The sequence below is a fragment of the Bacteroides sp. 224 genome, assembly GCF_010500995.1.
In the GTDB taxonomy this organism is placed as follows: domain Bacteria; phylum Bacteroidota; class Bacteroidia; order Bacteroidales; family Bacteroidaceae; genus Bacteroides.
Window position 1 is genome coordinate 48839 of record NZ_QVMK01000013.1, and the last position, 19471, is coordinate 68309.

Below are 19471 nucleotides of genomic sequence, written 5' to 3' on the forward strand. Positions count from 1 at the left end.
GAACAACAATGAAAAAGATAGTATACACAATAATTACAAGCCTGTTATTTCTGGCAAGTGGTTGCGGGGATGATATAGAAACTCGTAAACCGTTTGGAGGCGATGACGGAAGAGTTCCGGGCAAAGTAACCGTAGATTCTTACGAAGAGATTCCGGGTGGAGTAAAAATAAAATTTATAGCTCCCAACGACGAGGACTTAATGTATGTAAAAGTGCATTATAAACTGGATAACGGAAAAGATATGGAAGCACGAGCATCCTTATATTCTGACGAAATTCTGGTAGAGGGATTTGGAAACACAGAGAGTAAAAATCTCCGGATATCAGCCGTAGACAGGCATGAGAATGAAGGAGAGTCTACTTCTTTCGATGTTATCCCCGGAACACCGGCCTGCATTACCGCATACGAAGAGTTAAAGACCGGACCCACTTTCGGAGGTATATTTATTAATACCACAAACGATCATACGAATTATCTCATGCTAGATATTTCTACAAAAGATGAAGATGACAAATGGTATACTGTTCATACAGAATATACATCCATGAAAGGAATTGAGTTTCGGGTACGTGGTTTTGCTGCCGAACCAAGAGACTTCAAAATATCAATCAGGGATTTATGGGGCAACTCGTCAGAAACATACTCCACTAATATAACTCCTCTGTATGAAGAGAAACTGGACTTAACCAAGTTTAAAGCATTGGTATTACCGGGAGATTTAAAAGTAGATGTATATGGCCCAATGGAGAATTTGTTTAATGGAAACAACCGTTGGGATGAAATGAACTTAGCTCATAGCCAAGACTTTAATCCGGACGAGTTCCCGGTGTGGTTTACATTTGATATGGGGCAAGTGGCTACACTTAGCCGATTCACCTATTGGCAACGTTTGATGAACAATGGAGATTTCTTATATGATAATGGTTCCATCAAAGAATGGGAAGTTTGGGGTTCTGCAGATGTTCCCGATCAATCCGGCAGTTGGGACGGCTGGACTAAGCTGATGGATTGTGAAAGCATCAAACCATCCGGTTGGCCTTCCGGCTCTAAATCCGAAGAAGATATCGAATATGCAAGAAGAGGAGAAGAATTTGAATTCCCGATGGGTACTCCTGCTGTGAGATATATCCGCTTCAAAATTAACTCAACCCACACCGGTGCAGGATTGGTAGTTATGCAGCAATTATGGTTTTATGGAACTCCTATAAAATAAACCGATAAAAAGAAAATGATATGAAAAAAATACATTGGATAATCATCAGCGCATTACTATATATGTCATATTCTTGTAGTGATATGCTGGATAATATTGATGGATTCCTGAAAGAAGGAGAAACCATCCATGTTGGAAAGCTGGATTTATTACAAGCTTATTCAGGAAAGAACAGAATAAAGATTGAAGGACAAATGATCTACGGAGTCAATCAGGTAAAATGTGTAATCAACTGGATCGACCCGGTTACCTTAGAAAAAGATTCAAAAGAATTCCCCATTGTTCGAGAAAAAGCCGGGGAAACCTTTGAATTCATGCTGGATAATCTGAAGGAAGGCCAGTACGATTTCTCCATCGTTACGTACGACCCGGAAGGCAATCAATCTATTCCCAATGCTGTATCAGCTTATGCCTATGGAAATCAATATGCGGAAACATTAACCGGCAGAATTATACGAAGCATCACTCCTGAAGAGAGAATGGGAAAGAATAATGAACGGGAATGGATCACGCAGATTAACTGGAATATTTCGAGAGGCGATGGTATCATAGGATGTAACCTTGAATACGAACAGGAAGACGGAGCTTTTAAAACCCTATACATTCCTGTAGATGATACTTCCACTCAATTGGAGAATTTTAAGTCAGGAGGAATTATGCGCTATAACACAGAGTACATGCCTGAAGAAACTGCATTGGATATTTTTACCACAACAAAGGAAGAGGTAACTTTACCCGAAAAAAATTATGTCGGTGTTACCAAAGACCTAACAGGTGTTTATATCAAAAACGCAGGATACCCATTTACCGGCTCTGAAGTGTCCAATAATTGGGGGTTGCTCGACCATTGGTCGTGGAATGATGTTATTCGTAACCAAAATGGTGCAGGTGGTGCAGGGTTCGCTACGTATGGCGGTGGAATCGTACAATTCGAGACAACCCGATGGGATCAAGGTACCTACGAAAATGGTAAATTGTGGCAAACCATTACTCTACCTAAAGGCAAATATGAAATGCGAATAGAAGTAGCCAATTGCCACCAAGGAGATCATACCATTCATTTTGCCGTAATGGAAGGTAACGAGTTGCCGGATAATAGTTATCTTCCCAATGCCGCACTTTCCTGCTATGAATTTGATAATGGTCATGTTAACATCACCATGCCGACCTTTGAACTCGATAAGCAAACGACTATAACCATCGGATGGGTAGTTTCATTCTTCGAACTTCGTAAGAATATCGAATTCAAGTCTATCAGATTATGGAGTGTAGCAGAATAGGTACAGATACATAAATAACCCAAGAAATATGTTTTCATACAAGGTAAAAAGAACAGGAAACAACGTATTTTTTCTATTAGCATTGATTTGTCTCGCTTGTTCGGGGCAAATCAATGCTTCCAAATCTCCTCAGGGAGATTTGGTTTTATGGTATAAAACTCCGGCTAAGAACTGGATGACCTCTGCCCTACCCATAGGCAATGGCCGTCTGGGAGCGATGATATTCGGAGGAGTGGAAGAGGAACACATCCAATTCAATGACAAATCCCTGTGGACAGGAGATACCCAAAACCGGGGTGGTTATCAGAACTTTGGAGATATTTATATTCATTTCAATGGACATTCCGAATATTCAGCGTATACACGTTCTTTAAATATAGAAGATGCAACTGCGCATGTAAACTATAAATCAGGAGGTGTTTCCTACAGCAGAGAATATTTTGCCAGCCACCCCGGCAAAGTAATTGTGATGAACCTCAAAGCCGACAAAAAAGGTAAAATTGATTTCCAGGTAAGATTGAATGGTGCTCATGATGAAAAGACGAAAGTAACCGAAAACACACTTGAAATTTCCGACAAACTGACATTATTATCCTACAAAGCTTCCCTGACTGTTTTAAATACAGGAGGAAAGATTTCGACAAATGGTTCTTCCATTCGGGTAGAAAATGCCGATTCTGCCACATTAATACTATCAGCCGGCACAAATTATGCCCCGGAAACTCCCGATTATCTAACAAGAAATAATTGGGAACAAGAACTTGAACATACAAGAACAAAGGCTATTTCTTCCACCTATGGTCAACTCATTCGGGAACATTTACAGGATTATCATTCTTTATTTAAGAGAGTTCAATTAACTCTTGGAAATCAGAAATCAAATCTCCCAACCAATGAATTATTAGCAAAATATCTCGAAGGTGAATACAATCCATACATGGATATTCTATTCTTTCAGTATGGGCGCTATTTAACTATTGCTTCCTCCAGAACCGGGTTTGATCTACCCTCCAATTTGCAAGGTCTTTGGAATAACTCCAATGATCCGCCCTGGGGATCGGATATTCATTCGAACATCAACATTCAAATGAACTACTGGCCTACGGAAGTAACAAACCTTTCCGAGTGCCATACGCCATTTATAAACTACATTTATAATGAAGCCATGATTCAGCAATCATGGAGGAAGATGGCTGCAGAATTAGATTGTCGCGGATGGACGATAAAAACCCAAAACAATATATTCGGATACTCAGATTGGAACTGGAACCGCCCGGCCAACGGCTGGTATTGTATGCATCTATGGGACAAATACTTATTCAATCTTCAAAAAGATTATCTGAAAGAAAAAGCCTATCCCGCCATGAAAGCTGCCTCCGAATTCTGGTTAGACAGAATATTCTCGGATGACAACGGACAACTTCTTGCAGCTCACGAATGGTCGCCCGAACACGGTCCTTGGGAAAATGGTGTAGCACATGCCCAGCAAATTATTTGGGATCTATTCAATAATACAATTCAGGCAGGTAAGATATTAAATACCGATACCAAGTTTATCCAAGAATTGGAAGAGAAATTCTCAAAACTCGACAATGGACTTCATATAGGTGATTGGGGCCAACTTCGGGAATGGAAATATACAAATGATGATCCCAACAATAAGCATCGACATGTATCTCATTTAATGGCTCTATATCCGGGCAAAGCCATTTCACCAATTCTTGATAAAAAATATGCAGATGCCGCCCGCAAAAGTTTAGATGCCAGAGGCGACAGCGGAACCGGATGGAGCCGTGTATGGAAAATAGCGTTCTGGGCACGTTTGTTAGATGGAAATCGGGCTCATAAGCTCCTTCAAAGTGCTCTCATGCTAACAGATGATACGGGTATGGATTATATGGAAAAAGGAGGTGTATATGAGAATTTGTTTGATGCTCATCCTCCCTTCCAAATTGATGGAAATTTAGGAGCTACAGCCTGTATTTCGGAGATGCTGCTGCAAAGCCATTTGGGAGAGCTTCATATATTGCCTGCATTGCCGGATGTATGGAAAGAGGGTGAAGTGAAAGGATTAAGAGCAAGAGGTGCTTTTGAAGTGAATATACAATGGAAAAATAACAAACTGTCGTCAGCTTCTATAAAGTCTTTGCAGGGAGGCAAGTGTATAATAAGGACGAATGAGTTAATTAAGGTAAAAGGATTAACTACGAATACTATAAAAGATGGGAAAGGATATTATGTAACTACGATAGAAACAGCCATGGGGGATACATACCTTATAAGCTCGTTTTAGCAGAAAGATACTGAATCAATGAATACACTTTCATATTTTTCGAATATACACATTTCCCATAACAGATACCTCTTCATTTTCTCTTCAAGGAGGAGTGAAGAGGTGTTAAAATTAGTCATTAGAACATCCCTCTATTATCCCTCGGACATTTCATTGATTTCATACGGCCATTCCGGTAGTTTGTGACGGCCGTTTCATATATGCTATTGCGGCCGCTACAGGGTATTGGAACGGCCGCGGCAATATGCTGTAGCGGCCGTTTTTGTTTTTAAGGGTACTTTAGGAGAGCTTTTCAACTCTAAATGAGTATATTTTAAAGAGAATGGCAATATATCTTTTTACTCATTATTCACCAATTCAATACCATATCAACATAATATTTATTTAGATTCCATCATTTTAATCAAAATCAACTTAAAACAATATCATTTCAGCTATTTCCAACTGCTCTATTTTTCGCTATTTTCCTCTTCTGTAGTTTAGTGGATAAATAGGCTATTCTGAAACGTTTTAATTTTCATTTTGACAAAACGTCATTTACCGAACCGCAATCGTATTTCTAAAATGAATTCGATCAGACGAGCCACCAACTTGTATTTCAAAATCTCCAGGTTCTACCACTCGTTTCATATATGCGTCATACAAAGCCAATTCGGAAATAGGCAGTTCCAATGTAACTGTTTTCTTTTCTCCTGGTTTGAGATCCATCTTTTTAAAAGCTTTTAGTTGTTGAATCGGAGTAGATACTGTGCTGATGTTATCTCTGACATATAACTGCACAACTTCTTTTCCGGCTCGCTTTCCTGTATTTTCCACCTCCACATTCACAACCAACCTTCCGGCATCAGAGAATATAGAATCACTCAATACACATTGATTATATTTAAAATCGGTATAACTTAAACCATAGCCGAAGTTATATAAAGCATAAGGTTTCTCAAATATGTAATGCCCTCCAGGATTGTCTAAAGAGCCACCTTGGTCAAATATCTGTTCACGATCCGTAGGATAGTAGTTATAATAACAAGGGGTATTGCCTGTACTACGTGGGAAAGATATATTTAAACGCCCGGAAGGATTTACATTCCCAACCAAAATATCCGCCATTGAATTGCCTTGTTGCTCTCCGGCATAGAATTGCACTAATAAAGCATCCGCATTTTCTTTTACCCACGAAAGAACTAAGGGTTTTCCTGTAATTAACACAACAATCATCGGTTTTCCGGTTTTCTTTATAGCCTTTAATAGTTCCAATTGTTTGCCTGGCAATTCCAAAGAAGAAAGATCAAAACCTTCACCCGAAGTTACTTTATGGGCTTTGGCATTGCGGCCCAACCAGTAGCTGCGTGTACCTACTGCAATGATAGCTAAATCACTATTTTCTACAGTTTTCACAGCATCAACAATTTTTGTTTCATCCTGACTCCACCAATCGCATCCGTCTACCTGATTTATCGTTACTTTCTTACCAAATACATTCTTCACTCCTTCATACAAAGAAACACATTCTTTATCTTCTGCATTGACCCACGCGTAATCTCCGGCTATACCATGAGCACTATTAGGGCCGACAACTGCTATCGAACGATACTTAGAAATATCTAAAGGAAGTATATTGTTTTTGTTTTCCAGCAGAACAGCACTTTCATCTGCTATTTTTTTAGCTAATGCCACATGTTCCTTGCTACGAACAATCTTATCCACTTTCTTCGGATCATTATAAGGATCATCAAATAAGCCCAATTTGAATTTAGCGGTCAACACCCGACGGGCAGCTCTATCTATATAATATTCATCTAACTGTCCCTTTTCAACTTGCTCTTGTAAAGTTTCATACGCCCAATCCCAAACATCCATATCAACACCGGCTATAAGTGCCTGTTTACCGGCTGCGGCTGTGGTAGGAACTGCGAAATGAAACAATTTCAGACGATCCACAGAACCCCAATCCGAATAAACAAATCCTTTAAAGCCTAACTCTCCGCGTAGAAAATCGGTCATATAGTAAGGAGAACCGGTTACGGGAATCCCGTCATAAGCACTGTAACAACCCATAATAGCAATCGGATCGGCTTCTTTGATAACACGCGCAAAAGGATAGGCATATATACTGCGCAATTCGCGTTCGCCACCTGCCACAAAAGCACAATTTAATCCGCCAGTAGGTGTTCCGTGTGCCACAAAATGCTTAGGCATACATCCTACTCCATGCTTTTGGAAGCCACGAACGAAGTTAATACCCATTTCGGAAATCAAATAGGGGTCTTCTCCGAAAGTCTCTTCCACTCGTCCCCAACGAAGTTCCCGCGCAATGTCCAGCACCGGAGACAATACTTGGCGAATACCCATCACACGAGCCTCAACAGCTTCTGCTTCAGCCATTTGAAAGATTAGTTCGGGATTAAAGGTACTTCCTTGTGCTATTGCCTGGGGAAAAATAGTACATCCATTCTGTAAAATGCCATGAATACCTTCGGCGGAAGACAAGATAGGAATTCCCAAACGAGTTTCCGTTTTCATGTATTCAAATACTTTCCTGTATAAATTAGCAACATCTTGGGCAGAAAGACCCATTTCGTGCATAGATCCGAAACTCTCTCCTTTATAAGTATTAGGAAGATCATTTGCATCTCCTGTAGAACGATTCTGTAGTTGGATTATTTTTTCACGTAAAGTCATTCGCCGTAATAAATCCTCCACACGCTCTTCGACAGGCGCGTTTTTATCTTTATAGACAGGTTCATTATCAGCTCGAACAATTGAAACACACAGGCATAAAGCCAAGAAAGAAAGTTTAAGAATTCTCATTTTGATAAGGATTAAATATGAATGAAGCAAAGGTAAAGATTGGAAATGCTTCTATTCACCACAAATGCTGCAAAAAACAACAAATTTGCTGCAATAATATATGCCAAAGAGACGTAGAAGGGATTATAAAAGAAATTCCTGCCACCCTTCTCTTAGAAAAGGGCAGTAGGAATTAATCTTTCAAGGATATATCAGGATTAAACCTATTTTACAATTTACAATTAATATCCAACGGCTTCAACTGCTTAAAGAAATCATTTCCTTTATCATCTACCAGGATAAATGCCGGGAAGTTTTCCACTTCAATCTCCCAGATAGCTTCCATACCCAGTTCCGGATATTCCAGACATTCTACCTTCTTAATATTATTTTGTGCAAGGATCGCAGCCGGACCACCAATACTTCCCAGATAAAAACCACCATGCTTTTTACAAGCATCGGTAACTTCCTGTGCCCGATTTCCTTTGGCAATCATAATCATACTTCCGCCATTCTCCTGAAACAGATCCACATAAGAATCCATACGACCGGCAGTAGTAGGACCAAATGAACCCGAAGGCATTCCTTTCGGAGTTTTGGCAGGACCTGCATAATAGATCGGATGATCTTTGATATACTGTGGTAAACCTTCTCCCCTATCCAGACGCTCTTTCAGTTTAGCATGAGCAATGTCACGCCCTACTATGATGGTTCCGTTTAAAGACAAACGAGTAGAAACCGGATATTTGGTTAATTCTTTCAAGATATCCGTCATGGGTTGATTCAGGTTGATTTTTACGGCATCACCCTCGCCTGCATTACGGAGTTCTTCCGGAATGTATTTGCCCGGATTCTCTTCCAGTTTCTCAATCCAGATTCCGTCTTTATTGATTTTGGCTTTAATATTACGGTCGGCAGAGCAAGATACGCCCATACCTACGGGGCAAGAAGCACCGTGACGTGGCAAACGAACGATACGAATATCATGGGCAAAGTATTTACCGCCGAATTGAGCACCGAGTCCCATTCTTTGAGCTTCGCAAAGTACTTGCTTTTCGAGTTCAACATCGCGGAATGCTTGTCCACCTTCGTTTCCTTCTGTTGGTAGATTATCGTAATACTTGGCAGAAGCCAGCTTCACTGTTTTCAGGTTGGTTTCGGCAGAAGTACCTCCAATTACAAAGGCAATATGATAAGGAGGACAGGCTGCTGTACCCAGCGTCTTCATTTTCTCTACTAAGTAAGGAACCAATTTGGCAGGATTCAGCAATGCCTTGGTTTCCTGATATAAATACGTTTTATTAGCAGATCCACCACCTTTGGCAATACACAGGAATTTATATTCGGCTCCTTGCGTAGCATAAAGATCTATCTGAGCAGGAAGATTACAACCGGTATTTTTCTCATCGTACATATTTAAAGGTACATTCTGAGAGTAACGCAAGTTCTCTTCGGTATATGTTTTATAAACTCCTTTAGAAAGTGCTTCTTCATCACAACCGTCTGTCCAAACTTGTTGACCTTTCTTTCCTGTAATGATGGCAGTACCGGTATCCTGGCAGAAAGGAAGTTTTCCCTTAGCAGACACTTCTGCATTACGCAGGAAAGTTAATGCTACATATTTATCGTTTTCGCTTGCTTCCGGATCGGAAAGTATTTTAGCCACCTGTTGTTGGTGTTCAGGACGAAGCATAAAAGCCACATCACGAAAAGCGGCGTTGGCCATTGCAGTGAGTCCTTCGGTCTCTACTTTCAGAATTTCTTTACCTTCAAACTCGCTTACAGAAACATAATCTTTGGTAAGCAGATAATACTCGGTAGTATCTTTACCCATTGGAAAGGGTTCCTGATACTTAAACGGAGGTGTTGCCATATCTTTTAATTTATTACGTAATTGTTAGTTAGAGGGACAAAGTTAAGAATATTAAAAGAAGAAAAAGAAGATTGAGAGGGAGATTAACGCGGATTAACGCAGAAAAAATACAGGTTACACAGAGATTTTTTTGCCAAAACCTAACGCACCTAACGCACTTGGGGTTTATCTCACTGTATATTAAATACTTAAAGTGCGTTAGGTAGGCAAAAACACCTAACGCACCAATCACGCACCTAACGCGGCATCAAAATACGAAAACACAGAAAATGTTTCACAATCAAATTCATTACACACATAACAAATGATTGTGCATACTAAAAAGACGAAAGAAATATTGGCTATTTTTTGAAAGACAACTCATTGAGGTTCAAAGCACCCGGATCTTTCACTCTAAAACACCCGGGTGTTTTGACTCGAAAGACCCGGGTGTTTTATCCTATATGAAAGTTCTTTAAGATTGAAGAAGAGTCATTCTTTCAATCAATTCATTACCTAATGCCGTTTTCTCATCAATGTGTTTTAATACGGCAGTAACAAACGGATTGCTTTCAAAGTCGCCACGCACATATTCAAAGTCAAGTTTCATGTCGTCGCGAGAGCCATCTGCTCCGAAACCGGTCATGGAGGAAAGGGAGAATTCTTTACGGGCATCTTCATACACTAACTTATCAAGACCTACCACAGCATCCTTCCACATATTCACAATATGAATAATATCTTGCGCAGTGATTGCCTCCGGATCTATTCCGTAAAACTCTTGTATTTTGTTATAAGCCCAGGTCCATTCGTACGTATAATAGTTTTTATGCATCCTCTCGAAGCTTTCGTTGATGCAACGCAAACGATTAATTTCGCCACTTTCAATACCACACATCAGTTTATCAATCTCGCTTTTGGGAGCTATCAGTCCTGAGATATCTACCCACTCTCCTACTCCAATTTCCGTATCGGGTTTCAGGCGTTGACGTATTTCTTCATTACTTTTAAACTGAATACCTTCCAGACGTTTGATAATGGAGTTGCCGAGAAATTTTTGAATGCCTGTTTCGTACATTTTCAGTCCCCGGTTTAGCGAAGAGCTTTTTATCTTGGTGCTCTGATACGAATAGAGTTCTGAAATCTCGCCCGATACCCGTTTAAGGTCTTTCAAGATAGAACGTCCTTTAAACATCTTTTGAATGGTATACGGACTAAGAAGGTTGTAGTTGATAAAGTCTAACTTATTAGGATCGGTACGTTTATCGCGCTTCGGCCATTTTTGGGCATCACGAATTGTTCCCACACTGCGCAAATTAACTCCCGGCACCAGATAGGTAGTATCCGATTGTTCTATTAAATAAGAGAAAGGCAGGTTAGAGGTATCGGCATGGTGTACATGTCGCCCCATAACTAAAGAGAAAGCTCCTACGCGCGCCGGCCAAAGTATATAAGAATCGGAAGTGGTTTTGGCTCCCCGTTCCATCGTTCCCTGATGAATAGGACCTAACTTATACATGTGGTTACTTTGGTTAGAGCCTGAGCCTGCATTCATAAAAGAAAACATACCGGCAATCAGCAACGTAGATTTATGATGGGTTACGGTATAAGGCCCGGCAAAAATAGCACAGGCTTCGCCATTCTCTCCCTGGCAATTACTAAAGAATAATGAATCGGAAGCAGAATAATTGTGCCCCAAGCGACAAGCCTGACCAACGAAGCAACGCGTAAGCACCGTTCCGTCGTCAACATGCGAACCGGAAGAAATAATAAAGTCCTCGCAAATTACGCTATAACCTATATGTACGGGAGCTTCTTTATTACTATTGATGCTTCCGTTCTCTAAACGGCATGTACCTTCTATGTGACAAAAATCGCCAATTTTCACATTTTTAATGGCACCTGCATTGATAATCATAACATGATTGCCGATGGTTCCGGTTGATGATGCATATTTATTGGAATAGTAGTCCGTAATTTCCCGTATACGGTTAATTAACTCGGGACGATGCCGATACAACGCTTGTATATAGGCTTGATGAGCACATAACTTATCATTAATCAATACTTCGCGACCACCGGTTTCATTCAGTACGGATACTTCTACCCCGTTGCCAAACTTACTGATGCCATCTACCATAATGATATCTACATTCTCAATAAATGTATGATCGCCTATTACATAATTAGCAATGTAATTCTGAATGTTTTCTATGCGGCAGTTGTCTCCCAGGGTAACATTATGTAAGGTAACATGGCGTAGCCCGGCATGCTTCTTAATTCCCCCGGGCAGTGTGAACTCCGTAAGGAAAGCACCCAACTTTACCTCTCCCGAGAAACGGGTATGGTGTATATACTCGGTATCAAAGTTTTCTGTAACCCATACCTTTTCCCAATTATCAGCCAGGCACGACTGAGCTTTTAACTGAAGAATCTCTCCTTCAGTTAAATTCCGATACGTTTTCATGTTTGCTATCTTTTAATCATTTTCTTCGTCACCGTCGTAGGTCTGATAAAGAAAATCATTATAAGGGAAGCGTTGTACATGCAATTCTTTTACTTTTTGATAAACCACACTCTTCATTTCCTCTATATTGATTTTCTCGCGGGCGGAGATAAAGAGACAATTGTCTTCCATCTTAGCCATCCACGTTTTCATCAGTTCTTCGAGTGTTAAGTTTTCTTTGGTTCGGGGGGTAAGGTCGTCTTCGGCCTTTTCTATATAAGAATAAGCATCTATTTTGTTAAATATAAGTATACTTGGTTTGCCGGCACTGTCAATATCTGCCAATGTTTTGTTTACTACTTCGATTTGTTCTTCGAAAGCAGGGTGAGAGATATCTACAATATGAAGCAGTAAATCAGCTTCGCGTACTTCATCGAGTGTCGATTTAAAGGATTCTACCAATCCTGTCGGGAGTTTGCGGATAAACCCAACTGTATCAGACAGTAAGAAAGGAAGATTATCTATAATTACTTTACGCACAGTAGTATCGAGCGTAGCAAAGAGTTTATTCTCTGCAAAAACTTCGCTTTTAGCAAGGAGGTTCATCAACGTAGATTTACCTACATTGGTGTATCCTACCAACGCCACACGCATCATGCGTCCTCTGTTTCTTCGTTGGGTAGACATTTGCTTATCAATTTCTTTCAATCTTTCTTTCAGCAATGTCATACGGGTAAGAATGATACGGCGGTCCATTTCCAACTGCGTTTCACCCGGTCCGCGAAGACCTACGGAACCACCCTTGGCACTACCCGATCCACCCCCTTGGCGTTCCAAGTGAGTCCACAAACGTTTCAATCGGGGGAGCATATATTGATATTGAGCCAATTCCACCTGTGTTTTGGCATGGGCCGTTTGGGCACGCATGGCAAAGATATCGAGAATGAGCGAAGTTCTATCTAATATTTTGATTTTCAGTTCCGCTTCAATATTGCGCAACTGTTTGGGAGAAAGTTCATCATCAAATATCACCATCCCCACTTCATATTCATCTACATATTCTTTAATTTCCTGCAACTTACCCTTACCCACGTATGTAACGGGGTGTGCATAATCCAGTTTTTGGGTGAAACTTTTCACAACTTCAACCCCGGCTGTCTCAGCCAGAAAGTCAAGTTCGTCCAGATACTCGGCGGTTTTTCGTTCATCCTGATTCTGGGTAATGAGAGCCACGAGTACGGCAGTTTCGGTTTGAGATTCGGAGATGATAAATTCTTTCATTGAATGTTTGGGTTATTAACGGAGACAAATATAAGAATAGAATATGAAAAGAGGAATAATAGAAAACAGTTTCTTATAAATAATCTTTTATTTCTATCAATTCCTCAACCACATAATCGGAATTGAATTTGTCTTTTCGTTTTGCATAATTATAATAAATATGCTTCATCCCTACCCCTTTGGCTCCTACAATATCCGCTTCCCAGCTATCTCCTATCATAATGCTTTCTTTTAGTTCGGATTGAGTAGCAGATAAAGCAAAATGAAAAATCTCCGGATAAGGTTTCATGACACCCAAATCTTCCGAGAGAATTATTTTCTTAAAATAATGATTGATACCGGAAGCAGCCATCTTCTTAGCCTGAAGTTCTCGGAAACCATTGGATAGAATATACAGATTATAGGTTGGGGAAAGATATTCTAAGATTTCTTTAGCATAAGGCATTAACTTTTTCTTGGTTGGTACTACAGAAAAGAAATTATCCGAATACCTTTGAGCCAACTCCGGATTATCAACTCCCACAGCCTGAAGCGGATATAAAAAACGTTGTTTATTTAATTCTACTTTAGTTATTTCACCCTTTCCATATAGCACCCATAGCTCAGTGTTTCTTTGTTGGTAAAGGGTATAAAACTGATTGAAAGAGTCAAAGTATTGTTCAAAATGATGTTGATGATACATTTCCTCAAAAGTATCGCGGGCATTATCGGAAAAAGCCCAAAGGGTATCGTCTAAGTCGAAAAATATATTTTTGTATTTCACGGGATTGGGAGATAGGAGTTAGTAGTCAGTAGTTAGGAGCTAGGAGTTAGTAGATAGAATGAAAAAAAGAACAGGTGTGTCAACGCTATCATCTATTGTCGACACACCTGTGGTTTCGTTTATCAAGATATTATCTAACCTGTATCACTAAGTATTTAGAAATACTCCAGAATTCTGTAGGATTGGAGATTTTCAAAGTGAGTTCTTTTTTATCATCTTCTTCAAGAGTATATGTTCCTTTCGGATGATTAGTTAAAAGTTCTGCACGTTTTGAGTACAACTTAATTTCCTTAGTAGTACGGATATCTATTTGTGTGAAATAGTTTTTATTGAAGTCAGCGCTCTTCAACACATCGCCACTTTGAACAATCTTTTGTTCTTTCAGTTCGGCTTTTGTTCCAAACACAAACCATGCTGTATTGATTTTTCTATCTTGTTCGGCAACAGTTCTTGCTTTGGCTTCGTTTTCAGCTTCCAACGTTTCTTTATCAGCAGATAATCCGCTTACAGCAGCATCTAACTCTTGAATACGAATATTTTTGGATGCAAGTTCTGCTTGCAACTCCTCAATACGTTTAGTTTTGGCTTTTAATTCTTCGGTTAAAGACGCAATTGCCTTTTTCAGTTGAGAAGAATTTGTATTACTGGCCTTCAATTGCTCTTGCAGTTTAGCAATCTGTGCTCTATTGTCGGCCATTGTTTTAGTGATAAACTCAATATCAGCCGCAATTTGCTGCTTAGCTGTAGCTGCATTTTCCGAGATGGTGCCACGTTGTAAATCCACACGACTCTCGGCGGCACTAATTTGGCGGAATCCTTCCTGAACAGCATTGAAAGTACTCATCATTTCATCCAACTCTGCGTCGCGCTGCGATAATGCTGTAGAGAGTGAGTCTCTTTCTTCCTGCAATTTCTTTTTACCTGTTATACTATCGCATGATATCAACAAGGTCATACATACTAGTAAAAGTCCTAACTTCTTCATAAATAAAAGTTTTAAATTAAAGTTATTTTAATTCGTCTATTCCTGCTAATACAATAACAATTTCACCTCTGGGATCAACAGCCGTAAAGTGCTGTATAACCTCTTCAAGTGTTCCACGAATTGTTTCTTCGTGCAATTTAGAAATTTCCCGCGAAACTGCAACATCTCTTCCACTCCCAAAATACTCGGAAAACTGAATTAATGTTTTCAGCAAACGGTGAGGAGACTCGTAAAAGACCATGGTTCTTCGCTCTTCCACTAAAGATTTCAATTTTGTCATTCTCCCTTTCTTTTGCGGAAGGAAGCCTTCAAAACAAAATCGGTCGTTCGGTAAACCGGCTGTCACCAAGGCAGGCACAAAAGCCGTAGCCCCCGGTAAACACTGCACCTCAATATCATTATGAACACATTCTCTGACTATCAAGAAGCCGGGATCGGAAATTCCGGGTGTCCCTGCATCAGATATAAGTGCAGCCGTTTCTCCTCCTTTTATTCTACTAACAACATTTTCAACCGTTTTATGTTCATTAAATTTGTGATGAGAAAGCATCGGTCTTTTGATTTCAAAGTGTTTCAGAAGAATTCCGGATGTACGCGTATCCTCGGCTAAAATAAAATCAACCTCTTTTAGAATACGGATGGCACGGAATGTCATGTCTTCCAGATTTCCGACCGGAGTTGGTACTACATATAATTTTCCCATAGTCTTATTTTAGCTTAAGAGAAATACTTTTCAAGGATACTCATTAAATCAGAATATGCTTCATTCTCGCGATTCAGATTTTCTTCTGCAAGATAAACCTCTGCGGCTTCAAGAGAATTCATCGTTCCTACTTTTGCCAGTACAGATTGCATCCTTTCTTTGTCATTTTCAAATAACTCGCGAGAGAATCGAAAAGAATCGTTCAAGCTCAATACACTTTGCAGGTTTACGTCCCGATTCAACTTTTCTCCAACGATTTTTATAGCAGGGATCTTCTCTTGCAAGTCCTCTGATTTTCTCTCTATATGGTTGGCTGAAATTGCTTCTTCTACAACAGATGATTCTTCAAGAACAAACTCTTCGGCAATAGCCTCTTCCGTATCGACAAACTCTTCCGACACCCTATTTTCCAATACGGGTTCTTTGGAGAGTTCATTCTGTAGTATATCCAGCTTTTTCCGTATTTCCTCTACCCTTCTTTGCATAAGGCGACGAAAAGAATCTTTGGCAGATTCGGGCATGTTCTCAGACAAAAGCTTTAGTTCTTCAAGATCTTGTTCTATCTCCTTTATAATTTCAGTCATAAAGCAAATTACTTATTTTATACGCGCAAATGTAGAAAGAAATAATCTATATCATGTAAGTCGAGCGGACAAATGTGTTACATTTGTAACAAATATAAGGTTTTATAAGATATATGGTAGTCTATTCAGAAGATCACAATAAAGAGACAAACAGAAGAGGAAGAATTGAAGTTATCTGTGGCTCTATGTTTTCAGGCAAAACAGAAGAACTGATCCGGCGATTAAAACGAGCCAAATTTGCCCGCCAAAGGGTCGAAATCTTCAAGCCGGCCATAGATGTGCGTTATTCCGAGGAAAATGTAGTTTCGCACGATAGCAATGCCATTGCCTCTACCCCTACTGACACTTCTGCCAGCATTTTACTTTTTACTTCAGAGATTGATGTAGTTGGCATAGATGAAGCGCAGTTTTTTGACGAAGGCCTTGTGGATGTATGCAATCAGTTGGCCAATGATGGAGTAAGAGTGATTATTGCCGGCTTGGATATGGATTTTAAAGGAAGACCATTTGGTCCAATGCCCAAACTTTGTGCCATTGCAGACGAAGTATCAAAAGTACATGCTATTTGTGTACATTGCGGTAGTCTGGCAAATTTCTCTCACCGCATTGTGCAGAATGATAAACAGTTTCTGCTTGGCGAAACAGAAGAATACGAACCTTTGTGTAGAGTTTGTTACCAAAAAGCTATTTCAACACCCTAAGTTATATGTTTGAGAACAAAATTACATTCGATAGTTTTATACGAAATCTTGTCGGTTTAGGTATCGTAATCGGCATATTGGTTTTAATTGACCACCTCAGTGGAGTATTACTTCCTTTCTTTTTGGCCTGGCTTATTGCCTATCTGATTTACCCTGTTGTGAAGTTCTTCCAGTATAAATTAAAAATGAAGCACCGTATAATCGCTATACTCTGTACCTTGCTTCTATTACTTATTATTGGTTGTACCATATTTCTGGTTCTGATTCCGCCTATGATACAGGAGTTCGGGAAAGTAAAAGATTTATTGATAACCTATTTCACAGAAGGTATACAGGCAAGCACTGTGCCCCAGAGTCTTTCGGAGTTTATTCGCGAAAATATTGACCTAAAGACATTAAATGAAACGCTCAATGAAGAGAATATTATAAATTCCGTAAAAGGAGCTTTGCCAAAGCTATGGTTAATATTGTCTGAATCTATTAGCTTTCTGGCAAGCATCTTCGCTTCTTTTATCATCCTTCTTTATATTGTCTTCATACTAATGGATTACGAATCAATATCCAAAGGATGGAGCAGGTTGATCCCCCAGAAATACCGCCAATTTGCAGAAAATCTGGTTTCGGATGTGGAAGTAGGCATGAACAGGTACTTCCGCGGACAAGCAGTGGTTGCTCTTTTCGTAGGCATTTTATTCAGCATTGGGTTTCTGATCATCGACTTCCCCTTAGCTATCGGTTTAGGGTTATTCATAGGTGCTCTCAATATGGTGCCTTACCTACAAATCATCGGTTTTGTTCCCACCATTATGCTTGCCATACTCAAAGCTGCCGATACCGGACAGAACTTTTGGATAATCATTCTCTCCGCTCTTGCCGTATTTGCCATCGTGCAAATTATACAAGATGGTTTAATTGTTCCTCGCATTATGGGCAAAATCACCGGATTGAACCCCGCCATCATTTTACTTTCTTTGTCCATTTGGGGTTCTCTAATGGGAATTGTAGGCATGATTATCGCACTCCCACTAACAACTCTGATGATTTCTTATTACCAACGCTTTATTATAGATCATGAAAGAATAATTTCCAGTCCTCCACAACCCACTGATAATCAGACTCCAAAGAGAAAAAAGAAAAATAAATGAAAAAATTCTTTCTTTTAGTCTTGGTTTTTAAAATAAAACTCCATATCTTTGCACCCGCTTAACCGCAATAAAGGATTGATTCGCTAGCTCAGCAGGTAGAGCACAACACTTTTAATGTTGGGGTCCTGGGTTCGAGCCCCAGGCGGATCACAAAAACGGCTTTTCAGCCGTTTTTTTTTGCTCTCAACGGTCGTCTGATAAACGTCTGTGAGATTCGGATAAAAGGGTCAGCAGACAAACAACGCAAACAACATTTAATATGTCAATATCAAAACTAAATAAAAAAATTAAAGATGAACTCTTAAAGAGAAGGGAACAATCTTATGAAAATGAATTAAGTAAAATATTTGAACTTTATAGAAAAGGAATAGCAGAACTTAAAAATAGCGAAAGTATTTTATCAAAAGACGAATGGGGTAAAGTTATAAAGAATGTTGAAGCTTTATGTGATACAATCATAAAAGCTTTTGACTATTATTCATCTGCACGGATTGCAGATTGTTATCAGCTCATCAAGGATTATATCTCAGAAAATGCCACAAGTACCTCATTGAACATTTATTCAATATCATGCGACAATAAGGAGGATGCACATTGGTATAGAATGCGTAAAAAAGAATCTGAGAAGGAGCTTTTTAGGCCTAGAGAGATGTTCCATATACCATTTGAATTAAGGGGGAAAATTCAAACACAAAGATATAGTATACCTGGTTATCCTTGCTTGTATTTAGGCAGAACAATTCATACATGTTGGGCAGAAATGCATGAGCTTTCGCTTTCTGATTTTTATGTATCCCGGGTTGAAGTAGTTGAAGATATTAGATTATTAGATTTGAGACTTCCAGTAAACGATTTTAACATAGAACACCGCGGTGATTTAATCAAAATTCTAAACACCTATCCCTTAATCATTGCATGTTCAATAAAAACATATAATCAGAGCGACTCCTTTAAGCCAGAATATATAATACCTCAACAAATAATGCTAACATTAGCTGAAAATTCAGATATTATAGGGTGTATTTATAGCTCAACACGTAAAAACCCTGTATTCCAATGGAATGAAATCGTTTTTGATAATATAGCAATTCCGGTTAGAGATGCGAAAGCAAAGGAAGGTTACTGTTCCAAACTTAAAAATTTATTTAAAATAACTATGCCCACAAGCTATGAGTATGAAATAATAAAGAAACCATTTCAAACGATATTATTTAACTATAACGAAAGTAGTGAGTCCATCTCTTTAGAATATCCAGAACAATACAAAGATTCCATCTTTGGGCAAATAGAGAGTAGACTTTTGAGCAAGGAAGCCAAACTTATTTATAATTGGGATTAACATAGGGATTATAAGAACCAATGGTGGAAGGGCATGAAGGTATTTATTTCTTTAATCTGCTTATTTTTGTTTAGTTGTGATAACAATAGCAGGGAACT

Annotated in this window: 14 protein-coding genes and 1 tRNA gene; 7 read left to right on the forward strand and 8 right to left on the reverse strand. The window is 39.3% G+C overall.

Annotated elements, in window-relative coordinates:
* Nucleotides 1–8: 8 nt before the first annotated feature.
* The 3 genes from D0T60_RS08390 to D0T60_RS08400 are packed head-to-tail and all read left to right on the forward strand — an operon-like array spanning nucleotide 9 to nucleotide 4787.
* Nucleotides 9–1214 (forward strand): DUF5000 domain-containing lipoprotein, encoded by a 1206-nt coding sequence (locus D0T60_RS08390; RefSeq protein ID WP_163217718.1) that lies wholly within the window; start codon nucleotides 9–11, stop codon nucleotides 1212–1214.
* A gap of 20 nt (nucleotides 1215–1234) precedes the next feature.
* Nucleotides 1235–2494: a DUF4998 domain-containing protein gene (locus D0T60_RS08395; RefSeq protein WP_163217719.1), complete on the forward strand. Its 1260-nt coding sequence runs from the start codon at nucleotides 1235–1237 to the stop codon at nucleotides 2492–2494.
* A gap of 28 nt (nucleotides 2495–2522) precedes the next feature.
* Nucleotides 2523–4787, forward strand: a complete 2265-nt coding sequence (locus tag D0T60_RS08400; RefSeq protein ID WP_163217720.1) for a glycosyl hydrolase family 95 catalytic domain-containing protein — start codon at nucleotides 2523–2525, stop codon at nucleotides 4785–4787.
* A gap of 537 nt (nucleotides 4788–5324) precedes the next feature.
* Here the strand turns inward: D0T60_RS08400 and D0T60_RS08405 are convergent.
* The 8 genes from D0T60_RS08405 to D0T60_RS08440 all read right to left on the reverse strand — a co-directional run bounded on the left by D0T60_RS08405 (nucleotide 5325) and on the right by D0T60_RS08440 (nucleotide 16188).
* Nucleotides 5325–7595, reverse strand: a complete 2271-nt coding sequence (locus tag D0T60_RS08405; RefSeq protein WP_203558306.1) for a glycoside hydrolase family 3 N-terminal domain-containing protein — start codon at nucleotides 7593–7595, stop codon at nucleotides 5325–5327.
* Nucleotides 7596–7803: 208 nt separating this feature from the next.
* The gene (locus tag D0T60_RS08410) at nucleotides 7804–9447 is read right to left on the reverse strand and encodes a fumarate hydratase (protein ID WP_163217721.1); all 1644 of its coding nucleotides are present in this window, start codon (nucleotides 9445–9447) and stop codon (nucleotides 7804–7806) included.
* A 454-nt stretch (nucleotides 9448–9901) separates the two neighbouring features.
* A complete protein-coding gene (locus D0T60_RS08415) occupies nucleotides 9902–11893 on the reverse strand; it encodes a DUF4954 family protein (protein ID WP_163217722.1) in 1992 nt (663 codons plus the stop codon).
* Nucleotides 11894–11905: 12 nt separating this feature from the next.
* Nucleotides 11906–13153 carry a GTPase HflX gene (hflX, locus tag D0T60_RS08420; RefSeq protein ID WP_163217723.1) on the reverse strand — a complete coding sequence of 416 codons (1248 nt, stop codon included), beginning with the start codon at nucleotides 13151–13153 and terminating at the stop codon, nucleotides 11906–11908.
* Between the two features lie 73 nt (nucleotides 13154–13226).
* Nucleotides 13227–13916, reverse strand: coding sequence for a YjjG family noncanonical pyrimidine nucleotidase (locus tag D0T60_RS08425; RefSeq protein ID WP_163217724.1), 690 nt, complete (start codon nucleotides 13914–13916; stop codon nucleotides 13227–13229).
* Between the two features lie 130 nt (nucleotides 13917–14046).
* Nucleotides 14047–14901: a hypothetical protein gene (locus D0T60_RS08430; protein WP_163217725.1), complete on the reverse strand. Its 855-nt coding sequence runs from the start codon at nucleotides 14899–14901 to the stop codon at nucleotides 14047–14049.
* Nucleotides 14902–14923: 22 nt separating this feature from the next.
* Nucleotides 14924–15604 (reverse strand): 16S rRNA (cytidine(1402)-2'-O)-methyltransferase, encoded by a 681-nt coding sequence (rsmI, locus tag D0T60_RS08435; protein ID WP_163217726.1) that lies wholly within the window; start codon nucleotides 15602–15604, stop codon nucleotides 14924–14926.
* A 14-nt stretch (nucleotides 15605–15618) separates the two neighbouring features.
* Nucleotides 15619–16188, reverse strand: coding sequence for a hypothetical protein (locus D0T60_RS08440; protein WP_163217727.1), 570 nt, complete (start codon nucleotides 16186–16188; stop codon nucleotides 15619–15621).
* A 113-nt stretch (nucleotides 16189–16301) separates the two neighbouring features.
* Here D0T60_RS08440 and D0T60_RS08445 point away from each other — a divergent pair, with 113 nt between their 5' ends.
* The 4 genes from D0T60_RS08445 to D0T60_RS08460 all read left to right on the forward strand — a co-directional run bounded on the left by D0T60_RS08445 (nucleotide 16302) and on the right by D0T60_RS08460 (nucleotide 19373).
* The gene (locus D0T60_RS08445) at nucleotides 16302–16889 is read left to right on the forward strand and encodes a thymidine kinase (protein WP_163217728.1); all 588 of its coding nucleotides are present in this window, start codon (nucleotides 16302–16304) and stop codon (nucleotides 16887–16889) included.
* A 5-nt stretch (nucleotides 16890–16894) separates the two neighbouring features.
* Nucleotides 16895–18034 (forward strand): AI-2E family transporter, encoded by a 1140-nt coding sequence (locus tag D0T60_RS08450; RefSeq protein WP_163217729.1) that lies wholly within the window; start codon nucleotides 16895–16897, stop codon nucleotides 18032–18034.
* A 77-nt stretch (nucleotides 18035–18111) separates the two neighbouring features.
* Nucleotides 18112–18184 (forward strand) — tRNA-Lys (locus D0T60_RS08455).
* Between the two features lie 109 nt (nucleotides 18185–18293).
* Nucleotides 18294–19373, forward strand: a complete 1080-nt coding sequence (locus tag D0T60_RS08460) for an RES family NAD+ phosphorylase (protein ID WP_163217730.1) — start codon at nucleotides 18294–18296, stop codon at nucleotides 19371–19373.
* Nucleotides 19374–19471 lie beyond the last annotated feature (98 nt).

Excerpts from the sequence above, each read along its gene's own strand:
- D0T60_RS08390 (WP_163217718.1), top strand. The coding sequence starts at position 9 with ATGAAAAAGATAGTATACACAATAATTACAAGCCTGTTATTTCTGGCA.
- D0T60_RS08395 (WP_163217719.1), top strand. The coding sequence starts at position 1,235 with ATGAAAAAAATACATTGGATAATCATCAGCGCATTACTATATATGTCA.
- D0T60_RS08400 (WP_163217720.1), top strand. The coding sequence starts at position 2,523 with ATGTTTTCATACAAGGTAAAAAGAACAGGAAACAACGTATTTTTTCTA.
- D0T60_RS08405 (WP_203558306.1), bottom strand. The coding sequence starts at position 7,595 with ATGAGAATTCTTAAACTTTCTTTCTTGGCTTTATGCCTGTGTGTTTCA.
- D0T60_RS08410 (WP_163217721.1), bottom strand. The coding sequence starts at position 9,447 with ATGGCAACACCTCCGTTTAAGTATCAGGAACCCTTTCCAATGGGTAAA.
- D0T60_RS08415 (WP_163217722.1), bottom strand. The coding sequence starts at position 11,893 with ATGAAAACGTATCGGAATTTAACTGAAGGAGAGATTCTTCAGTTAAAA.
- hflX (WP_163217723.1), bottom strand. The coding sequence starts at position 13,153 with ATGAAAGAATTTATCATCTCCGAATCTCAAACCGAAACTGCCGTACTC.
- D0T60_RS08430 (WP_163217725.1), bottom strand. The coding sequence starts at position 14,901 with ATGAAGAAGTTAGGACTTTTACTAGTATGTATGACCTTGTTGATATCA.
- rsmI (WP_163217726.1), bottom strand. The coding sequence starts at position 15,604 with ATGGGAAAATTATATGTAGTACCAACTCCGGTCGGAAATCTGGAAGAC.
- D0T60_RS08440 (WP_163217727.1), bottom strand. The coding sequence starts at position 16,188 with ATGACTGAAATTATAAAGGAGATAGAACAAGATCTTGAAGAACTAAAG.
- D0T60_RS08445 (WP_163217728.1), top strand. The coding sequence starts at position 16,302 with ATGGTAGTCTATTCAGAAGATCACAATAAAGAGACAAACAGAAGAGGA.
- D0T60_RS08450 (WP_163217729.1), top strand. The coding sequence starts at position 16,895 with ATGTTTGAGAACAAAATTACATTCGATAGTTTTATACGAAATCTTGTC.
- D0T60_RS08460 (WP_163217730.1), top strand. The coding sequence starts at position 18,294 with ATGTCAATATCAAAACTAAATAAAAAAATTAAAGATGAACTCTTAAAG.